The organism is Haloglomus halophilum (assembly GCF_024298885.1).
Classification (GTDB): domain Archaea; phylum Halobacteriota; class Halobacteria; order Halobacteriales; family Haloarculaceae; genus Haloglomus; species Haloglomus halophilum.
The window spans coordinates 4,164,227-4,179,737 of the sequence record NZ_CP101166.1; the positions used below are offsets into that span (position 1 = coordinate 4,164,227).

Consider the following 15,511-nt stretch of genomic DNA (forward strand, 5'->3'; position numbering starts at 1 on the left):
TTACGAGATAGGCGTTATACCTCCTTAATCACGAGTTCTTTCCAGAATATTTCTGGACGAACATCCAATCTATGGTGGACCGATCAACCCAGCACTGCACGAAGCACGAACGTCTCCCGGCGCTCCTCGGCTCGTTCGACGGTGAACCCGACATCTTCGAACGCCGCGACCGCCTCCGCGGCGGCGAACCGCTCGGCCCGGGGCGGGCCCGCCCCTCCCTCGCCCGCAGCGGACCAGTCCGCGATGCCGACCACCCCGCCCGGGCGGACGACGCGTGCGAGTTCCCTCAGCGCCTCGGGCGAGGCGAACTCGTGGTAGGTCATCGTCGAGAACGCGCGGTCCAGCACGTCGTCCGCGAACGGGAGGTCCGCGACCTCGGCGGTGACGAAGCGGACGTTGTCGGGCGCGCCCTTCTCACGGTAGAAGTCGTGCATCTCGGCCTGCACGTCGACCGCGTGGACGGTTCCGGCGTACGGCACCACGTCGTCGGTGTAGAAGCCGGTCCCGCTGCCGAGGTCGGCCACCTCACCCTCGGGGTCGAACAGGGCCAGCAGTTCGTCGACGGAGACGTACTCGTACCGGCCGGGGTCCTCGAGCGCGTCCGCCCGCTCCGCGTCGTAGGTGTGGAATCCCATACGCGGCGTTCGGGCGGGACCGGCATAACGACCGTGTCGGGTGGCGAGGAGCACCGAGAACGAAGCCGACGTGGCTCACCGTCCGCGGGCGGTCCCGGTGACCTCGTCGGGGCGTGCGTAGAACCCGACGTAGCGGACGCTGGCGAGCACGGCCCCCTCGAGGGCCTCCTCGAACCGCTCCTGATTCGCCCCGCCCGGGAGGTCGAGCGGTCGCCGGAGGGCGTAGACCCGGAACCGGTACTCCTCGGCGTCCAGCGTCGGCGGGGGACAGACCGGGAGATAGCCGACCTCGCCGATGCCGTTCACCCCCTGTCGGGCGCCCCCGAGTTCGGGGAGCGTCTCCGAATCCGGGAGCCCGCCCGGAATCTCGCCGCGCTCGGGCGGGACGTTCCAGAGCAGCCAGTGGTCGAAGTTCTGCGCGAAGCTGTTGGGGTAGCGGCAGGTCAGCGCGACCGCCTCCGTCGGCTCCGGGAGCCCGTCGAAGGTGAACGGCGGGGACCGCCCGGCCCCGTCGCACGTGTACTCGCGGGGGATGGTGCCGCCGTCGTCGAACGCGGGCGAGTCGACGGCCAATCCGTCCGGGGTCGGCGGCTCCCCACCGATGGTGATACAGCCCGCGACGCCGGTGGTCGCCGCGGCCCCCAGCGTCGCCAGCAGCGCGCGCCGCTCCATGGCCGTGCTACGTGGGAGTGCGGGAAGCACCTTGCGTTCCGTGCACAGCCCGCCGCGGGATTGAAGCCCCCCAGCGTTCTCCGGATACCCATGGTCGAGATCACGCCACCCACGGAGCGCTCCTGCGAGCGATGCGGCCGGGAGGACATCTGGGACGACGAGCAGGGCAAGTGGACCATCCGGGTCGAGGACGACGAGCGCCTCGTCGGCGACCGGCACTGCATCCACGAGTGGGACATCAACGGCCACTACAGCCCCATCGCGGACACCGAAGCCTGATTGGTCACGGCGCCGACCCGACAGGCGTCCATGCCGACCGCGTACATCACCGCACCGGAGGACGCCGCGGCTGACCTCGCACGGACGCTCGTCGAGGAGCGCCTCGCCGCCTGCGTCAACCGCGTCGCCTGTGACTCCGTCTACCGCTGGGACGGCGAGGTCGTCACCGACGAGGAGGTCATCCTGCTGGCGAAGACGACCGACGAGGGGTACGACGCGCTCGCGACGCGTGTAGAGGAGGTGCATCCATACGACGTACCGTGCATCGAGCGCTTCGAGGAGGCTGACCTGCTCCCGGCGTTCGCCGAGTGGCGGTCCGAGGCCGTGGCAGTCGACGACTGAGAACCCATCAGAAGCCCAGTGCAGGGAGCAGCGACTGTTCGAGGAACCCGAGGACATCGAGCAGGGCGATGAGGGACGAGGTCAGGAGGATGGCCGCGAACGGCGGGTCGAGGTGTGTGTCCGCGTGGGCGTACAGCACCCGCCCGCAGAGTTCCCCGAGACCTCCCGCGAGGAGTCCTACCGCGCCCCCGCCGGCGAGGGCCAGCCACAGCGGCACGGCGGCCCGGAGCGCCGCCACCGGCGCGCCAGCCCCCGACGCGCCGGGGCCCAGTGCGGCAACCAGCAGCCCCGCCGGGAGCGCCATGTGGTAGGTGACGGGGACCCGGTCGACGCCGAGGAGGACGGCGAGCAGCGAGGCCGCGGCGAGTCCGAACCCGAGGAACGGGTTGGCGGTGAGCCAGGTCAGGCCCGCACTGACCGCGCCGACACCCACACCGACGGCGGGGAGGGAGACGTACGGCCGGTCGTACTGCGCCGGGCGCCACGGTTCGACGAGGAACCGTGGCGGTGGCGGCTCGGCCCCGGGCGCCTCGGCGCCGCCCGCGTCCTCGTCGTCGACGACCGGCTCCCGGCGTACCCCACGCTCGAACGGGGAGATGTCGAGGCGGCCCGCCGGAGCCGCACCCAGAAGCGGGTAGCCGAAGGCGATGCGGTGGAGCAGCGCCGACGCGACCACGGCGAAGGCCACCGGGTCGACGGGCACTCCGAGTCCGGCGGCGAGGCCGAACAGGAGGAGGCCGACCACGCCGAACGCACCCCCGGCGAGCAGCGCCCCCGGCGTCGCACCGAGCGGCTTCGTGATCTGCTTGGCGGCGTGGTAGTCGAACCTCGCCCCGAGGCGGTCGTGCCGGGCGGCGTACGCGGCCGCGGCCGCGCCACCCGCGAAGGCGACGTGGGGGGCGAGACCGACGCCGACGAGACCGGGCACGCCGTACACGCCCCCTGCAACGGGGGCGGCGGCACCGCGGACGAACCGGAGCGTCTCGCTCGCGACGACGGCGAAGCCGGTCACGGCGAGCGACGGCAGCGCCCCGACGGCTGCCCCGGCGGCCCCGCCCGCGAACGCGACGGCCACCAGCAGCAGCGCCGTCGTCAGGTCGGCCATCGGCCCGACACCTCCGTCGCCGTGCAGCGTGGCATCACCCGTCGGTGTGCCCACCACCCGCAAAGCGTTGTCCATCTCGACCGTGGTCGCCGGCCCACCCCTGGACTGCCGACACCCGGTTCACACCTTGCGGTTTCACTTCCACTCCGGGTGGCTGGCGTTCATACCCGTACGAACCCTGAATCCGTGTATGTCGATAGACACTGTCCGCGTGCGCACCGACACCACCAGCACGCCGCGCCCCGACCGCCGCCGGTTCGACGTGAGCGAGCGTCCCCCCGCGGAGATCGTCGAGTACGCCCGCGACACCGACACGGACTGCTACCTCGAACGGAAGGGCGGACGCACCTACCTGGTCGCGGACTGAACGGGTCGTTAGACGTCCGGCCCCGGTGGATCTTATCTTCTGCACATTTCAACTATCAGTCCAGTATACCGGCATCAATCGATAAATGTCACCGTTCGATTTCGAAATCCTCCGGTATTCGAGATAAGTGCGTACCGCTGTGGCTGTCGCTGACGGCTGGTGTCGAAAGAAGTGGTGCGTGGTCGGAGCCGGTTCAGCCGAACAGCTCGCCGAGGCCCTCACCGTCGGCCTCGTCGTCGTCATCGTCGTCGCCGCCCTCGTCGGCCTCGGTCTCCTCGGCCTCGTCGCCGCCCTCGTCGCCACCGTCGTCAGCCTCGGTCTCCTCGGCCTCGGCACCGCCCGCGGCACCACCAGCGGCGCCGCCGGAACCGCCGGCGGGCACCGCGGCGGCCCCCTGGACGGCCTCCTCGATGTCGACGTCCTCCAGCGCGGCCACGAGGGCCTTGACGCGGGACTCCTCGACGTCAGCGCCGGCGGCCTCGAGGACGCCGGTCAGGTTGTCTTCGTTGATCTCTTCGCCCGTCTCGTTCAGGATGAGTGCTGCGTAAACGTATTCCATTGTTGTCAGAACATCGCACCGAGTGCTTCGCCACCGTCGTCACCGTCGTCGTCATCGTCGTCGGTGTCGTCGGCGTCGGCCTCGGCGTCTTCGGTCTGGTCGTCCGCCTGTTCCTCCTCGCCTGCGTCCGCGGTGGCGTCCGTCTCGGCGCCAGCGTCACCCGCGGGCTCGGGGGCCGTTCCCCGGAGCTCCTCGGGCAGCGCCTCCTCGTCGTCGATGACAGCCGCGAGTGCGCGGAGCTGCGAGTCCGCGCGTGCGACGAGGTCCTCGGCCACGTCGGGCGACTCGATGGCCGCCTCGATGGCCAGCGAGCGCGCCTCGTTCGAGGCCTTGCCCAGCATGCTGGGGACCGTCCGTGCGGTCGGGTAGCCAGCGTTGATGGACAGGTTCTGCCCGCGAGCGGCCGCGGTCTCGATGTCGGCCTGGTACTCCTCGACGTCGATGTCGAGGTCCTCGGGGTCGAACATGACGCCGTCGGAGACGACGCCACGTAGGTCGAGCCCGACCTCCTTGGGCTCGATACCGAGCTCGCTCAGGACGTTGGACAGCTCCGTACTGACCTCCTCGCCCGCCTCGAGGACGGTCGAGTCGGACATGACCTGGATGGAGCCCTCCTGGATGCGCGCGTCGGCGCCGACCTGCTGCAGTTCGCCCACGAACGGGCCGGGGTCGATGCCCGTGTCACCCTCGGGGATGACGATATCGTTGGGCGCGACCTCACCGGCGTTGATGGGCGCGGGCGTCTTCGACTCCTCGAGCTGTTTGTACAGGCCGAACGGGTTGTCGTTGGTCCCGATGAGCCCGACCTGGCCGGAGACGAGCCCCGCCAGGTCCTCGAGCCCCTCGTTGACCTCCTCCAGGGCCCGGACGAGCAGGGTGTTGCGCGAGACGCGCAGCTCTGCGGTCCCGTACAGCTCCCGACGCATGTCCTGGAGCTGTCGCGAGGGAATCCCTGTGATGTCGACGACGCCGACACTCTCGTAGGACTCGAGGGTCTCGACGAGGGCGTCGACCTCCTCGCGCTTCCACTCGGGGATGTGCTCGGTCTTGCGCTCCGCGGCCGCCTGGGCCTCGGCTTCGTCGGCGCTCATCAGATGGGCACCTCCTTGGCCGGCCCCATGGTGGTCTTGACGAAGATGCGGTCGATGTTCTGGGGCCCCTTCTCGAGGTCCGCAGTCATCCGCCGCACGATGACGTCGATGTTGTCCGCGATCTCGTCCGCGGACATGTCCTCGGCGCCGACACGGGTGTGGAAGGTCCGTCGGTCGCGCGAGCGGACCTGCACCGTGTTCTTCATGCGGTTGACGGTCTCGACCACGTCCTCGTCCGGACCGAGGGGGGTCGGCATCTTCCCGCGCGGGCCGAGCACCGTCCCGAGGTAGCGACCGATATCCTGCATCAGCGCCTGCTCGGCGATGAAGAAGTCGGTCTCCTCGGCGAGGTCCTTCGCCTGGTCGTCGTCGTCACCGAGGTCCTCGAGGTCATCGCTGTCGAGTACATCGTCAGCGACATCCTCGGCGCGCAGGGCGGTCTCGCCCTCCGCGAACACGACAATACTAGTCTCCTGACCCGTGCCCGACGGGAGCACGATGCTCTCGTCGATACGGTTGCTCGGGTCGTCTAGGTCGATGTCGCGCAGATTGATGGCGAGGTCCACGGTCTCGCGGAAGTTCCGCGGGGGGGCCTCCTCCATCGCTTGCGCGACTGCGTTCTCTATATCCTGATCTGCCATCGTTCACCTCCGTAGTGCGCCGTAGGGCTACTACGGTGTGAAACAGGGTCCGACGGACGCCTGTCTCGTCGGAACCACGATGATGCGACAGTTAAGTGCGTCGAAGCGAGGAGGCGTGCGTGACGCACTGGCGCGGTCGAGGGAGCCCCGAGACGAGCCCGCACGGACCCCACGCGGCCGACTCAGATGGGGAGGAACCCGCCACCGAGCAGGTACTGCGCGGCCGTATCCGCGGCGAACAGGAAGAACAGCCCCGCCGACCCGAGATAGATATACCGCCGTCGTTCGACGGTGAACAGGTGCGAGAGGTGATGTGAGACGAGCGCTGTCGCCAGGCTCACCGGGATGATGACCAGCATCTCACCCACCCAGATGGCCGGATGCGCCCCGTACTGGACCGCCAGCCCGATGGTGACGAGCTGGGTCTTGTCACCGAACTCGCCGAACGCGCTGATGGTGAACGCCGGAACGAACCCCCGATACCCCTCGGGGACCCGTTCGGTGATGGCATCGGTCCGCGGCCCCGGCAGAGAGGACTCTTCCTCCATGCCACTCTGCCCCCCATGCTCGCCGCTGCCGTCCGTCGCCACGCCGTCGCTGCTCCCATGGTCCAGCTGGAGTGCCGAGTACGCGAGCACGACACCGAACAGGAGGAACAGTCCACCGGTGATGACATCGAGGTAGACGGCCGGGAGCGCCCGCTGGAGTGCCTCGCCGAAGACGATCTCGAGCGCGGTCCACCCCGCGAACGCCACGCCCGCGCCCGCGACGACGATGTAGGGGTTGTACTTCGTGGACAGCCCGGCGATTATCATCTGGACCTTCTCACCGGGGAGAACGAGCAACTGGAGTGTCGCCGCCGCCACGAGAACCTCCAGCCAACCGGCCATCGCTCACCACCCCACCAGACAGTGCATCGGTGTCCACGTGCGCATCGGCTAGACGTGTCTAATCGGAGGCCGTGGCGACTGAAAAGTAGTTCGGGCCACGCCCAGAACCGGTACGGTAGCTGGGAACGTCGATCGAAGCCGGCGTCGAGAACGGCTCGCTACGCTGTCGCGTCCTCGGCGATGACACTGCGGCGCTTCGCGCCGCAAGCCTTCGCCTCGTCGGCCGCCTATGCGGCGGCCTCTTCGGCGAAGACATCGAGAACTCACTCCGTTCGTTCTCGGGCGTTCGCTCGCTACGCTGTCGCTTCGCTCGCGAACACGTCGTCGTACTCGCCGGCGTCGATCTTCTCCTTGAAGTCACGCGGGTTCTCGCCCTCGATGGTGACGCCCAGCGAGGTGCAGGTGCCCGCGACCTCCTTGGCCGCGCCCTTGGCGTCGTACGCGAGCAGGTCGGGGAGCTTCTGCTCGGCGACCTTCTTCAGCTGCTCGACGGACATGTCCGCGACGAAGTCCTCCTGGGGTTCGCCACTGCCCGTCTCGAAGCCGAGTTCGTCCTTGATGAGCGCCGCCGTCGGCGGGACACCCACGTCGATGGAGAACGAGCCGTCGTCCTCGTACTCGACGGTGACGGGGACCTCGGTCCCGTCGAACGCCTCGGTCTGTTCGTTGATCTCGTTGACGACCGCCTGCACGTCCACCGGGGTCGGCCCGAGTTCGGGGCCGAGCGGCGGGCCAGGGTTGGCCTGCCCGCCGGGGACGAGCACTTCGATAGTTCCAGCCATACGCATCGAAACCCACGCGGCGGGTTTAAGCGTTATTTCTTCGGGGCGCCCGTGTGGCCGCGACCCAGCCACCGCCACGACCACGGTCCGCGATCACGGCCGGATGTTGACCAGCACGATACCGACGACGCAGGTGGCCGCCACCAGCAGACCCACCTGCTCGAGTCCAGTGTCGAAGACGTACGCGAGGACGGTGTGGAGCAGTCCGACGAAGGCGATACCGCCCAGGAGGAGGCTCATCGCGAGCGCCCGCTTGTCCATGTGGCGACGAGTCGCCGCGGCGGCATAACGCCCGCGGAAGCGGCCGAGGGCGCGTCGGGTCCCACTCCCGCGGCAGCGACGGCGGACCCCTGTACGACGGTCACGTTCGTGGTCCGAACGGGAACGCCTTTGAGTCCGCGTGGCCGACACGGGAGTAATGGGCCTGGAAGAGGAGATCGAGGCGATCGAGGAGGAGATCTCCGAGACGCCGTACAACAAGTCCACGGAGGCCCACATCGGGCGGCTGAAGTCGAAGCTGGCCAAGAAGAAGGAGAAGCTCGAACAGCAGTCCGGCTCCGGCGGCGGTGGCGGCTACGCCGTCGAGAAGACCGGCGACGCGACGGTCGCGCTGGTCGGGTTCCCGTCGGTCGGCAAGTCGACGCTGCTGAACGCGCTCACCAACGCCGACAGCGAGGTCGGCTCCTACGAGTTCACCACGCTCGACGTCAACCCGGGGATGCTCAAGTACCGCGGTGCGAACATCCAGCTGATGGACGTGCCGGGGCTCATCGAGGGCGCCGCGTCCGGGCGCGGCGGGGGCAGAGAGGTCCTCTCGGTCGTCCGGACCGCCGACCTCGTCCTGTTCGTCCTCTCGGTGTTCGAGATCGACCAGTACGAGCGCCTCAGCGAGGAGCTCTACAAGAACAAGGTTCGCCTCGACACCGAACCCGCCTCCGTCTCCATCACCAAGACCGGGCGCGGGGGTATCAAGCTCACCACCTCGGACAAGGTGAGCCTCGACGACGAGACCATCGAGGGCATCCTCCGGGAGTACGACTACATCAACGCCGACTGCACCATCCGCGAGGACCTCACCATCGACGAGCTGGTCGACGCCCTGCAGGACAACCGGGTCTACCTCCCCTCGCGGGTCTGTGTCAACAAGACCGACCTCATCGAGCCCGACTACAAGGACCAGGTCGACGCGGACCTCCGCGAGCACGGCATCGACCCCGAGAACGCCGTCTTCATCAGCGCGGAGGCCGAGAAGGGCCTCGATTCGCTGAAGGAGGCCATCTGGGAGTCGCTCGGGCTCATCCGTATCTACATGAACAAGCCAGGCCGCGGCACCGACTACGAGGAGCCGCTCATCCTCACCGAGGACGCCAACACCGTCGACGACGCGCTCGACCGGCTCGGCGGCTCGTTCGACGAGCGGTTCAAGTTCGCCCGCGTCACGGGCGAGTCCGCCAAACACGACGAACAGCAGGTCGGGCGCGACCACGAGCTCGCCGACGAGGACGTCCTGCGTATCGTCGCACGGAAGTAGGCTTCCCGCTCCGTTCGCTCCCGGGGCACGTCTCGCCCGGAACGACACGCTTACCGGACCGAGACCACAGACGACGGTAACGACCACTCGCGCATGCTGACCGAGAACCACGACGAGGACACACCCGAGGCCGAGCCCGCCCCCGCGACACGTGCCGACATCGACGCCATCGCGCTGAAACCGACCGAACACGACCTGTCGGCGGTACCGGACCTGCCGGTCGACACCGTCGCCGTCGACTACGAGGGCCGGGACGCCGTCCCGAACGAGCGGACGCTCGCCCGCCTCGCCGACCGCTTCGACTGCTACGTCACCACGCCCGTCCGGGCGGATGGCTTCGACCCGCTGGGCGACGATTCGCTGGTCGACCGGCTGCCCGAGGCCACCCGGCGCGTCCTCGTGGCCGGCCACCCCGCCTACCTGACCGACGAGGAGCGCGAGCGCACGGTCGCGCCGCGCCTGGGTGCGGCACGCGAGCACGCCCCCGACGCCTGGGTCGGGACCGAGAGCGTCGAACGGGTCGCGCTCGCGGCCGGCGGCGTCCAGTACGAACTGCTCGCGCGGGGGACCGAGTCGGAGCTGCGGGCGCTCCGTGCCGCGGGCTTCGAGGGTGGTATCGCCCTCTACGCGCCGGTCGTCCTCAGCGACGACGAGGACGCCATCCTCGACGCCGTCGGGGACTACGCCGCCCGCCGCGCCCCCGTCCGCCGGGCGCTCCCGGACGGCGCACCGACGGATGCCACAGCGACCGGCCGCGCCCGTGAGGTCCTCTCGCAGGCGGTCCGTGACTACGCGCTCGTCGGCGACACCGCGACGGTCGCGGACCGCGTGGCCACCCTCCGGGAGGCCGGCGTCGACACCGTCGTCGGCTATCCGGCACGCGGAATCGGCGAGTTCTGGTAATTGTTGGTGGAACGTGATATCATCTCCATGTTTTCCGGAATTATCGATATTCCAGCACCATTTCACAATAATCCCGCCACTACGTCGTCGGTGAACTGAAGCCGCTCGGTCGAGACTAACGGGCATGGACAAGCGACGGGTCGCGGTCGTCGGCGCCGGCGCGGTCGGGACCACGGCGGCCCACGACCTCGCCGCGCGTGGCTGCGGGGTGACCCTGTTCGAGGCCGAGACGGTCGCGGCGGGCGCGAGCGGCCGTGCGGCCGGCATCTGTTACGACGCGTTCGCAGAGGACGTGGACGCCGCCGTCGCCGACCGGGCACTCTCCCGGTTCCGCGCTCTCGACGCCGACCCGTCGTTCGACTGGTCGTTTACGCCGCGCCCGTACGTGTGGCTCGCCCGCGAGGGTGATACCCGCCGCGCAGACGCCATCCGCGAGCAGGTGCCCCGGATGCAGGCCCACGGCCGTCGGGTCGAACTGCTCGACGGTGCCGACCTCGAGACCGAGTTCCCCGCGCTCCGGGCCGACATCGAGGTGGCCGCCGTCGCACGCGACGCCGGGTCCGCCGACCCCGGCGCCTACACGAGGGGGATGGCCGAGCGGGCCGTCAGTGCAGGCGTCACGCTCCGCGAGCGGGCACCCGTCGAACTGCGTGCCGGCGACGGTCACCCACGCGTCGTCACGGCCGACGGGTCGGCGACCTACGACACGGTCGTCGTGGCCGCGGGCGCGCACACGGCGCGGCTGCTGGGCGACGCCGGTCTGCCCGTGCCCAGCAAACCGTACCGCGTGCAGGCGGCGGTCACCGAATCGACGCCGCTGTCCGGGCGCGTTCCGCAGCTGTACGACGCGACGGGTGGGTTCTACTGCCGCCCACGGGGAGCGGGGCTGCTCGTCGGTGACGGCACCGAACCCGTCGAGCGCGACCCGGACGACTGGAATCGGGACGCGGACGACTGGTTCGTGGCGGACTGTACCGACCACCTCCGGCGCGCGTTCGGTGAGGAACCGCCCGGGGAGACGCCGGCCGTGGACCGCGCGTGGGCGGGCCTCTGCACCGCGACGCCGGACGGGAACCCATTGCTGGGCGAGCGCGCGCCCGGCGTGGTCGTCGCGGCGGGCTGGCAGGGCCACGGCTTCATGCGCGCGCCGGCGCTGGGCGAACGCATCGCTCGCGGCGTCTGCGATGGCGAATGGCTCGACCCGTTCGACCCGGCGCGGTTCGACGGCGACGAGTCGTTCGACATCGTCGAGGGGATGGTCGTGGAGGGATCGTGAACGGGCGACGCCGAACGGGGCGCCGCACTACTCGTCGATGTCGGGGTCGTCGGGGGATGCCGCCCCGTCGTCTTCGTCGCCCGCGTCGATCTCGACCGGGTCGTCCCCGCGCCTGGGGACGCGGATGCGGACGGTCCCGTTCTCGGTGAGCGTCGCCTCCGCGGCGTCGACATCCACGTCGGCGCCCTCCGGGAGCGCGACCTCGCCGGACAGCGAGAGCCCTCGGCCGGGGACGTGCGTCTCGAAGCCCTCCTGGAACTCGCGGAAGCGGTCGATACGGACCGCGACGACGTTGCCCTCGTAACGGACCTGTACGTCCGCTCCCTCGGCACCGGGGGCGTCGAAGACGACGAGGTAGGCGTCGTCGGACTCCAGCAGGTCGGCGGCGAGCGGGCGTCGCTCCTGGACGCGCGCCGAGGCGCGCCCGATGCCGTCGAGGACCGCCTCCCCGACGGACTCGCCGACCTCGCGGAGCGACGGCAGGTCGACGCCGGACCCGGAGTCGGACTCGGAGTCGGCCGCCTCGAACTCCTCGTCGAACGCCTCCTCGAACGATTCGTCGAAATCGTCGTCGAAGTCGTCGGCGTCGCTCACGCGTGGATCGCCTCCACCTCGCCGCCGCAGTAGGGGCAGCTGAACGCCTCGGCACCGGTCCCGTCGGGCATGTTGTAGGTGTAGTGAAGCTCCGCCATATCGAGGTCGCAGCCGTCGTCCGCGCACTTGATCTCGAGCGTCTTGGGCATATCCGCCCTAGGCCCGCACGACGTATCAAACTCCCGGGCGGGGCAATCCACGGTCTCCCAGGCCAGCCCACGAGACACGAGCGACGGGTTCTCGGTGGCCGCGGTCCCAGTCCCCCCGTGCGCGTCCACGGTGTCGACTTCAGCGGGAGCGCGGAACCGGGCGACGATATCTGGATCGTCTCCGGGTGGTGCCCCGACGGCGAGCGACCTGACACTCCGGAGGGCGAACGGGGCGGGAGTCACCGAGCACGGGACGACATCGACCTCCGGGTGACGGACGCCCACCCGGCGAGCGAGGCGTTCGGTGTCACGGGCCGGGAACCGGTCCTGCACGACCTCCGCGAGTTCATCGCGGGCGCTGCCGGGGCGGCCACGGCCCGACAGGTCACCGGCCTGGACTGCTCGTTCGGACTGCCCCGCGCGGTGCTTCCCGCCGCCGTGACCGCGAGCGACGACTGGCGAGCCACGCTGGACTGGGTCCGCGAGACGTTCGCGGCTGATGATGCCCGGTCGTTCCAGTCAGCACTGAAGGAGCGGGCACGGGCGAGCGACGCCGAGGGTGTCGAACTGAAGCGTGCCACCGACGGACCGACCGGCGCCTCCTCGCCGTACTCGTTCATCACGCGCTACCAGACGCTCCACGGCCTGCGCGAGGTACTGTGGCCCCTGGTCGAGCGCGACGCGGTGGCCGTCCCACCGATGGCCACCCGGAACGACGAGCACCCGTCGCTCGTGGAGGTGTATCCGGCCGGCACCCTGCGCGACCTCGGACTGCCCGACCGCAAGTACAAGGACGACCCCACGTATCCCGAGGCCCCGGCACGACGCGAGCGCATCCTCGACGGCCTGCTCGACCGTGGCGTGCGACTCGACGGCGTCCCCCGCGAGCGACTGCTGGCCGACTCGGGCGGCGACGCACTCGACGCGCTCGTCGGGGCGGTCGCCGTGGCGCGGAACCGTGCGGCTGGTTTCGCGGTCGACGACGGGCGCTACGACCCCGTCGAGGGGTACATCTACGTGTAGCCGCCCCGTACATCCGGTCCGTCGGCGGCCGTGGGCGATTCGCTCGCTCGCATAACAGGAACGACCCATGACCGGCGCACCATTTATCACGAACAATTCACTAGAGTCGGCTGGACATGGGCTTCGGGAGCTACGACGAGTCGGAACAGGAGAACCAGGAGATAGACACCGACTTCGAGGACGAGGAGGGAATGAACACGGCCGAACACGACCACCGCGGCGACGTGGAGTACGAGTTCGGCGACACGGACCGCGACGAGTTGCTGAACAAGCTCGAGGAGATCAAGGACCAGAAGAACGAGCAGGGGTCCTGAGGTGAACCAGGGGGTTCGCGCGCTGGGGGTCGCCGAGTCGACCGGCGGCGGCCGCCGCGCGACCGTCGCGGGAAGCGTCGTCCGCGCGGACCGCACCTTCGACGACCTCGTTCTCGACTCGTGGACGGTCGGGGGCACGGACGCCACCGACACCGTCATCGACTGCTGGGAGCAACTCGACCGCGAGGACATCCGCTACCTGCTGGTGGCGGGCATCGCGCCCGCCTGGTTCAACGTCCTCGACCTGCAGGCCATCCACGACGCCACGGAGCGGCCGGTACTGTCGGTCTCGTTCGAGGCCAGCGAGGGGCTGGAGCCGGCGCTCCGGGACGCGTTCGGCGACGACCCCGAGGCGCTGGAGGTCCGGCTGGCAACGTACGACCGCCAACCGCCGCGCGAGCGCGTGGAGGTGAACGGGGAGACCTGCTTCGTCCGGGCGGTCGGCTGCGAGGCCGCGGAGGCCCGCGAGGTCGTCGACGGGTTCACGCCCGAGGGCGGCCGCCCCGAACCCGTCCGCGTGGCCCGGCTCTGTGCTCGCGGGGGCGACGATTTCCGCCACCGCCTGCCCGATGGCGACTGACTCCGGCCCGTCCCGCGGCGACCGCGGGGGCTTAGTGACGGCCGCGAGTCCGCCACCATATGAGCGAATCGCTCCCCGGCGAGATGGAGGGACTCGAGGTGACCGACTGTGCGGCGTGCCCGGAGCTGTGCGAGTCGCGCTCGCGCATCGTCAACGGTGTCGGGCCCGCGGACGCGGACCTGGTGTTCGTCGGTGAGGCCCCGGGCGCCAACGAGGACGAGCAGGGCGAGCCGTTCGTCGGCCGCTCGGGCGACGTGCTGACGGAGGCGCTCCGGGACCGCGGACTGGCGCGCCGCGACGTCCGCATCACCAACTGCGTGCGCTGTCGGCCGCCGGACAACCGCGACCCGAAGGGGGCGGAACTCACGAACTGCAAGGGGTATCTCGCGGCGGAGCTGGAGCAGGTCGACCCCGAACTCGTCGTGACGCTGGGCAAGGTCCCCGCCCAGCACCTGCTGGAGCGCTCTGTGGCGGTGACGAAGGAGGCCGGGACCGTCCACGACGCACGCGTCGGGGAGGGGAGCTATCGTGTCCTGCTCTGTGTCCACCCGGCCGCGACGCTGTACGACCGGAGTCAGGAGAGCACGTTCGCGGACGCGCTGGACGAGGCGGTCGCACTGGCGGGGCTCGACGAGGATGGCGGGGGACAATCGCGACTGGGCGAGTTCTGAGCCGGTCAGGTGGCCCGAGGTCAGGTGGCCCGGGTGACGACGACGCGGATATGGCTACCGGTGCTCGTCTGTGCCCTGCTGGGAGACTGACTCTCCCCTCGGAGGACGTAGCTCGACGGGTCCACGTCCTCACCACCGACCGTCACCTCCACGTTGTACTCGGGGTCGGAGTCCTCGTAGGTCGTCCCCTGGAAGGTGATGGAGTCGTCGGTCACGCCGATGCCGACCGTGTCCATCGCGTACTTGAGGGTGACGCCCTCGCCGTGAACGTGCCAGATGCGTCCGTTCCCACCCTCGAAGTGCCAGTAGTCGTCCCGCAGCTGGTACTGGTCCGTCGAGAAGTCGGGACTCTGACCGAGTACGGTCACGTTGATGGTCCCGTGGCCGTGGACCGCCCCGAGGTTGTGGGGTGTGGTCGCGCCGCCGGAGCCCGCGAAGAAGACGAGATAGCCGATGATGGCGGCGGCGAACACGACGATGGCCCCGAGGGCGATGGGACCAGCGGCGTCCGACAGCGTGCTCTCGTCGTTCCCCTCCAGACCGACCCGTCGCCGGTCGATAGGCCCCAGCTCACCCTCGTGTTCGGCTTTCAGATGTTTGTGATATGCCTTCTCGCTCCCGAAGGACTCCTCACAGTAATCACAGTCCGACATTCGTTGCCGCCCGTTCGCTGCCGACCGATTCAAGCGTTACGGTGGTGTGTGCGCCGGACGACGCCGATTCCTCAGTCGATCCGGAGCTCGTAGCGCTTCTCACGTGCGTCCCGGAGCGAGAACGCCTCGCTGACGACGCCGGCCTCTCCCAACCGCCCGACGGCGTACCGGACGGTCCGGGGCGGCAGCCGGGTCTCCTCGGCGATCTCGGTCCCACTCAGTGTGCCCTCGTGTTCCAGCACGCGGGCCACCAGCTTCGCGCTCGCCGGGAGGTCGGCGACGGTCTCCCAGTCGGGCGTGCGCTCGGCACCGGCCTCGGCGTCGCTCCGTTCGTCCACCGCCAGCGCGTCGGTTCGAGCCATGGACGGACCTTCCGACGCACCCACAATAATAATTTCGAGTTTGGATATAACTCTAGAGAATAACGTCGTGAGCGGGGGTCTCTCGCCGGGAG

23 protein-coding genes are annotated in these 15,511 nt (G+C 69.6%); 10 read left to right on the top strand and 13 right to left on the bottom strand.

The features are described from left to right. Positions 1-83: 83 nt before the first annotated feature. On the bottom strand, positions 84-635 hold the full coding sequence (locus NL114_RS20270; protein WP_254822732.1) for a class I SAM-dependent methyltransferase: 552 nt from the start codon (positions 633-635) through the stop codon (positions 84-86). A gap of 75 nt (positions 636-710) precedes the next feature. Further along, positions 711-1,307 carry a YbhB/YbcL family Raf kinase inhibitor-like protein gene (locus tag NL114_RS20275; protein ID WP_254822733.1) on the bottom strand — a complete coding sequence of 199 codons (597 nt, stop codon included), beginning with the start codon at positions 1,305-1,307 and terminating at the stop codon, positions 711-713. Between the two features lie 90 nt (positions 1,308-1,397). Here NL114_RS20275 and NL114_RS20280 point away from each other — a divergent pair, with 90 nt between their 5' ends. Together NL114_RS20280 and cutA are read left to right on the top strand one after the other, a co-directional pair. Further along, the gene (locus NL114_RS20280) at positions 1,398-1,586 is read left to right on the top strand and encodes an HEWD family protein (RefSeq protein ID WP_254822734.1); all 189 of its coding nucleotides are present in this window, start codon (positions 1,398-1,400) and stop codon (positions 1,584-1,586) included. A 30-nt stretch (positions 1,587-1,616) separates the two neighbouring features. Beyond that, a complete protein-coding gene (gene cutA / locus NL114_RS20285) occupies positions 1,617-1,928 on the top strand; it encodes a divalent-cation tolerance protein CutA (protein WP_254822735.1) in 312 nt (103 codons plus the stop codon). 7 nt (positions 1,929-1,935) lie between these two features. On the opposite strand, the gene NL114_RS20290 is transcribed toward cutA, so the two are convergent. Then, positions 1,936-3,108, bottom strand: coding sequence for a DUF7973 family transport facilitator (locus NL114_RS20290; RefSeq protein WP_254822736.1), 1,173 nt, complete (start codon positions 3,106-3,108; stop codon positions 1,936-1,938). 115 nt (positions 3,109-3,223) lie between these two features. Between NL114_RS20290 and NL114_RS20295 the strand changes: the two genes are divergently transcribed. Beyond that, the gene (locus NL114_RS20295) at positions 3,224-3,400 is read left to right on the top strand and encodes a hypothetical protein (RefSeq protein WP_254822737.1); all 177 of its coding nucleotides are present in this window, start codon (positions 3,224-3,226) and stop codon (positions 3,398-3,400) included. Between the two features lie 193 nt (positions 3,401-3,593). Here NL114_RS20295 and rpl12p read toward each other — a convergent pair whose 3' ends face one another. From rpl12p to NL114_RS20325, 6 genes are all read right to left on the bottom strand, one after another. After that, the gene (rpl12p, locus tag NL114_RS20300; RefSeq protein ID WP_254822738.1) at positions 3,594-3,959 is read right to left on the bottom strand and encodes a 50S ribosomal protein P1; all 366 of its coding nucleotides are present in this window, start codon (positions 3,957-3,959) and stop codon (positions 3,594-3,596) included. Between the two features lie 5 nt (positions 3,960-3,964). Further along, positions 3,965-5,050, bottom strand: coding sequence for a 50S ribosomal protein L10 (locus tag NL114_RS20305; protein ID WP_254822739.1), 1,086 nt, complete (start codon positions 5,048-5,050; stop codon positions 3,965-3,967). Next, complete coding sequence (locus NL114_RS20310; protein WP_254822740.1) at positions 5,050-5,691, bottom strand: 50S ribosomal protein L1; 642 nt, start codon at positions 5,689-5,691, stop codon at positions 5,050-5,052. The genes NL114_RS20305 and NL114_RS20310 overlap by 1 nt, the downstream gene beginning before the upstream one ends. A 182-nt stretch (positions 5,692-5,873) precedes the next feature. Further along, positions 5,874-6,581, bottom strand: coding sequence for a TMEM165/GDT1 family protein (locus tag NL114_RS20315; RefSeq protein WP_254822741.1), 708 nt, complete (start codon positions 6,579-6,581; stop codon positions 5,874-5,876). A 293-nt stretch (positions 6,582-6,874) separates the two neighbouring features. Beyond that, positions 6,875-7,363, bottom strand: coding sequence for a 50S ribosomal protein L11 (locus NL114_RS20320; RefSeq protein ID WP_254822742.1), 489 nt, complete (start codon positions 7,361-7,363; stop codon positions 6,875-6,877). A 93-nt stretch (positions 7,364-7,456) separates the two neighbouring features. After that, a complete protein-coding gene (locus NL114_RS20325) occupies positions 7,457-7,624 on the bottom strand; it encodes a hypothetical protein (RefSeq protein WP_254822743.1) in 168 nt (55 codons plus the stop codon). A gap of 157 nt (positions 7,625-7,781) precedes the next feature. Here NL114_RS20325 and NL114_RS20330 point away from each other — a divergent pair, with 157 nt between their 5' ends. From NL114_RS20330 to NL114_RS20340, 3 genes are all read left to right on the top strand, one after another. Next, positions 7,782-8,894, top strand: coding sequence for an OBG GTPase family GTP-binding protein (locus NL114_RS20330; protein ID WP_254822744.1), 1,113 nt, complete (start codon positions 7,782-7,784; stop codon positions 8,892-8,894). A 93-nt stretch (positions 8,895-8,987) separates the two neighbouring features. After that, positions 8,988-9,797, top strand: coding sequence for a DUF7388 family protein (locus tag NL114_RS20335; RefSeq protein WP_254822745.1), 810 nt, complete (start codon positions 8,988-8,990; stop codon positions 9,795-9,797). A gap of 124 nt (positions 9,798-9,921) precedes the next feature. Beyond that, positions 9,922-11,073: an NAD(P)/FAD-dependent oxidoreductase gene (locus NL114_RS20340; RefSeq protein ID WP_254822746.1), complete on the top strand. Its 1,152-nt coding sequence runs from the start codon at positions 9,922-9,924 to the stop codon at positions 11,071-11,073. Between the two features lie 27 nt (positions 11,074-11,100). Here NL114_RS20340 and NL114_RS20345 read toward each other — a convergent pair whose 3' ends face one another. Then, positions 11,101-11,667, bottom strand: coding sequence for an Hsp20/alpha crystallin family protein (locus tag NL114_RS20345; RefSeq protein ID WP_350355385.1), 567 nt, complete (start codon positions 11,665-11,667; stop codon positions 11,101-11,103). Then, positions 11,664-11,816, bottom strand: a complete 153-nt coding sequence (locus NL114_RS20350; protein ID WP_254822747.1) for a DUF7559 family protein — start codon at positions 11,814-11,816, stop codon at positions 11,664-11,666. Before NL114_RS20350 ends, NL114_RS20345 begins: the two co-directional genes overlap by 4 nt. A gap of 117 nt (positions 11,817-11,933) precedes the next feature. Between NL114_RS20350 and NL114_RS20355 the strand changes: the two genes are divergently transcribed. From NL114_RS20355 to NL114_RS20370, 4 genes are all read left to right on the top strand, one after another. After that, a complete protein-coding gene (locus NL114_RS20355; RefSeq protein WP_254822748.1) occupies positions 11,934-12,839 on the top strand; it encodes a DUF429 domain-containing protein in 906 nt (301 codons plus the stop codon). A 116-nt stretch (positions 12,840-12,955) separates the two neighbouring features. Further along, positions 12,956-13,153: a DUF5786 family protein gene (locus NL114_RS20360; RefSeq protein ID WP_254822749.1), complete on the top strand. Its 198-nt coding sequence runs from the start codon at positions 12,956-12,958 to the stop codon at positions 13,151-13,153. 1 nt (position 13,154) lies between these two features. Beyond that, on the top strand, positions 13,155-13,733 hold the full coding sequence (locus tag NL114_RS20365) for an endonuclease dU (protein WP_254822750.1): 579 nt from the start codon (positions 13,155-13,157) through the stop codon (positions 13,731-13,733). Between the two features lie 59 nt (positions 13,734-13,792). Further along, positions 13,793-14,404: a uracil-DNA glycosylase gene (locus NL114_RS20370; protein WP_254822751.1), complete on the top strand. Its 612-nt coding sequence runs from the start codon at positions 13,793-13,795 to the stop codon at positions 14,402-14,404. Positions 14,405-14,424: 20 nt separating this feature from the next. On the opposite strand, the gene NL114_RS20375 is transcribed toward NL114_RS20370, so the two are convergent. Then, the gene (locus tag NL114_RS20375) at positions 14,425-15,057 is read right to left on the bottom strand and encodes a hypothetical protein (RefSeq protein WP_254822752.1); all 633 of its coding nucleotides are present in this window, start codon (positions 15,055-15,057) and stop codon (positions 14,425-14,427) included. Positions 15,058-15,128: 71 nt separating this feature from the next. Beyond that, positions 15,129-15,419 (bottom strand): winged helix-turn-helix transcriptional regulator, encoded by a 291-nt coding sequence (locus NL114_RS20380; protein WP_254822753.1) that lies wholly within the window; start codon positions 15,417-15,419, stop codon positions 15,129-15,131. Between the last annotated feature and the right edge of the window lie 92 nt (positions 15,420-15,511).

Bases quoted from the DNA above. Each gene is read 5' to 3' on its own strand.
- NL114_RS20270 (WP_254822732.1), bottom strand. From the start codon at position 635: ATGGGATTCCACACCTACGACGCGGAGCGGGCGGACGCGCTCGAGGAC.
- NL114_RS20275 (WP_254822733.1), bottom strand. From the start codon at position 1,307: ATGGAGCGGCGCGCGCTGCTGGCGACGCTGGGGGCCGCGGCGACCACC.
- NL114_RS20280 (WP_254822734.1), top strand. From the start codon at position 1,398: ATGGTCGAGATCACGCCACCCACGGAGCGCTCCTGCGAGCGATGCGGC.
- cutA (WP_254822735.1), top strand. From the start codon at position 1,617: ATGCCGACCGCGTACATCACCGCACCGGAGGACGCCGCGGCTGACCTC.
- NL114_RS20290 (WP_254822736.1), bottom strand. From the start codon at position 3,108: ATGGACAACGCTTTGCGGGTGGTGGGCACACCGACGGGTGATGCCACG.
- NL114_RS20295 (WP_254822737.1), top strand. From the start codon at position 3,224: ATGTCGATAGACACTGTCCGCGTGCGCACCGACACCACCAGCACGCCG.
- rpl12p (WP_254822738.1), bottom strand. From the start codon at position 3,959: ATGGAATACGTTTACGCAGCACTCATCCTGAACGAGACGGGCGAAGAG.
- NL114_RS20305 (WP_254822739.1), bottom strand. From the start codon at position 5,050: ATGAGCGCCGACGAAGCCGAGGCCCAGGCGGCCGCGGAGCGCAAGACC.
- NL114_RS20310 (WP_254822740.1), bottom strand. From the start codon at position 5,691: ATGGCAGATCAGGATATAGAGAACGCAGTCGCGCAAGCGATGGAGGAG.
- NL114_RS20315 (WP_254822741.1), bottom strand. From the start codon at position 6,581: ATGGCCGGTTGGCTGGAGGTTCTCGTGGCGGCGGCGACACTCCAGTTG.
- NL114_RS20320 (WP_254822742.1), bottom strand. From the start codon at position 7,363: ATGGCTGGAACTATCGAAGTGCTCGTCCCCGGCGGGCAGGCCAACCCT.
- NL114_RS20325 (WP_254822743.1), bottom strand. From the start codon at position 7,624: ATGGACAAGCGGGCGCTCGCGATGAGCCTCCTCCTGGGCGGTATCGCC.
- NL114_RS20330 (WP_254822744.1), top strand. From the start codon at position 7,782: ATGGGCCTGGAAGAGGAGATCGAGGCGATCGAGGAGGAGATCTCCGAG.
- NL114_RS20335 (WP_254822745.1), top strand. From the start codon at position 8,988: ATGCTGACCGAGAACCACGACGAGGACACACCCGAGGCCGAGCCCGCC.
- NL114_RS20340 (WP_254822746.1), top strand. From the start codon at position 9,922: ATGGACAAGCGACGGGTCGCGGTCGTCGGCGCCGGCGCGGTCGGGACC.
- NL114_RS20350 (WP_254822747.1), bottom strand. From the start codon at position 11,816: ATGCCCAAGACGCTCGAGATCAAGTGCGCGGACGACGGCTGCGACCTC.
- NL114_RS20360 (WP_254822749.1), top strand. From the start codon at position 12,956: ATGGGCTTCGGGAGCTACGACGAGTCGGAACAGGAGAACCAGGAGATA.
- NL114_RS20370 (WP_254822751.1), top strand. From the start codon at position 13,793: ATGAGCGAATCGCTCCCCGGCGAGATGGAGGGACTCGAGGTGACCGAC.
- NL114_RS20375 (WP_254822752.1), bottom strand. From the start codon at position 15,057: ATGTCGGACTGTGATTACTGTGAGGAGTCCTTCGGGAGCGAGAAGGCA.
- NL114_RS20380 (WP_254822753.1), bottom strand. From the start codon at position 15,419: ATGGCTCGAACCGACGCGCTGGCGGTGGACGAACGGAGCGACGCCGAG.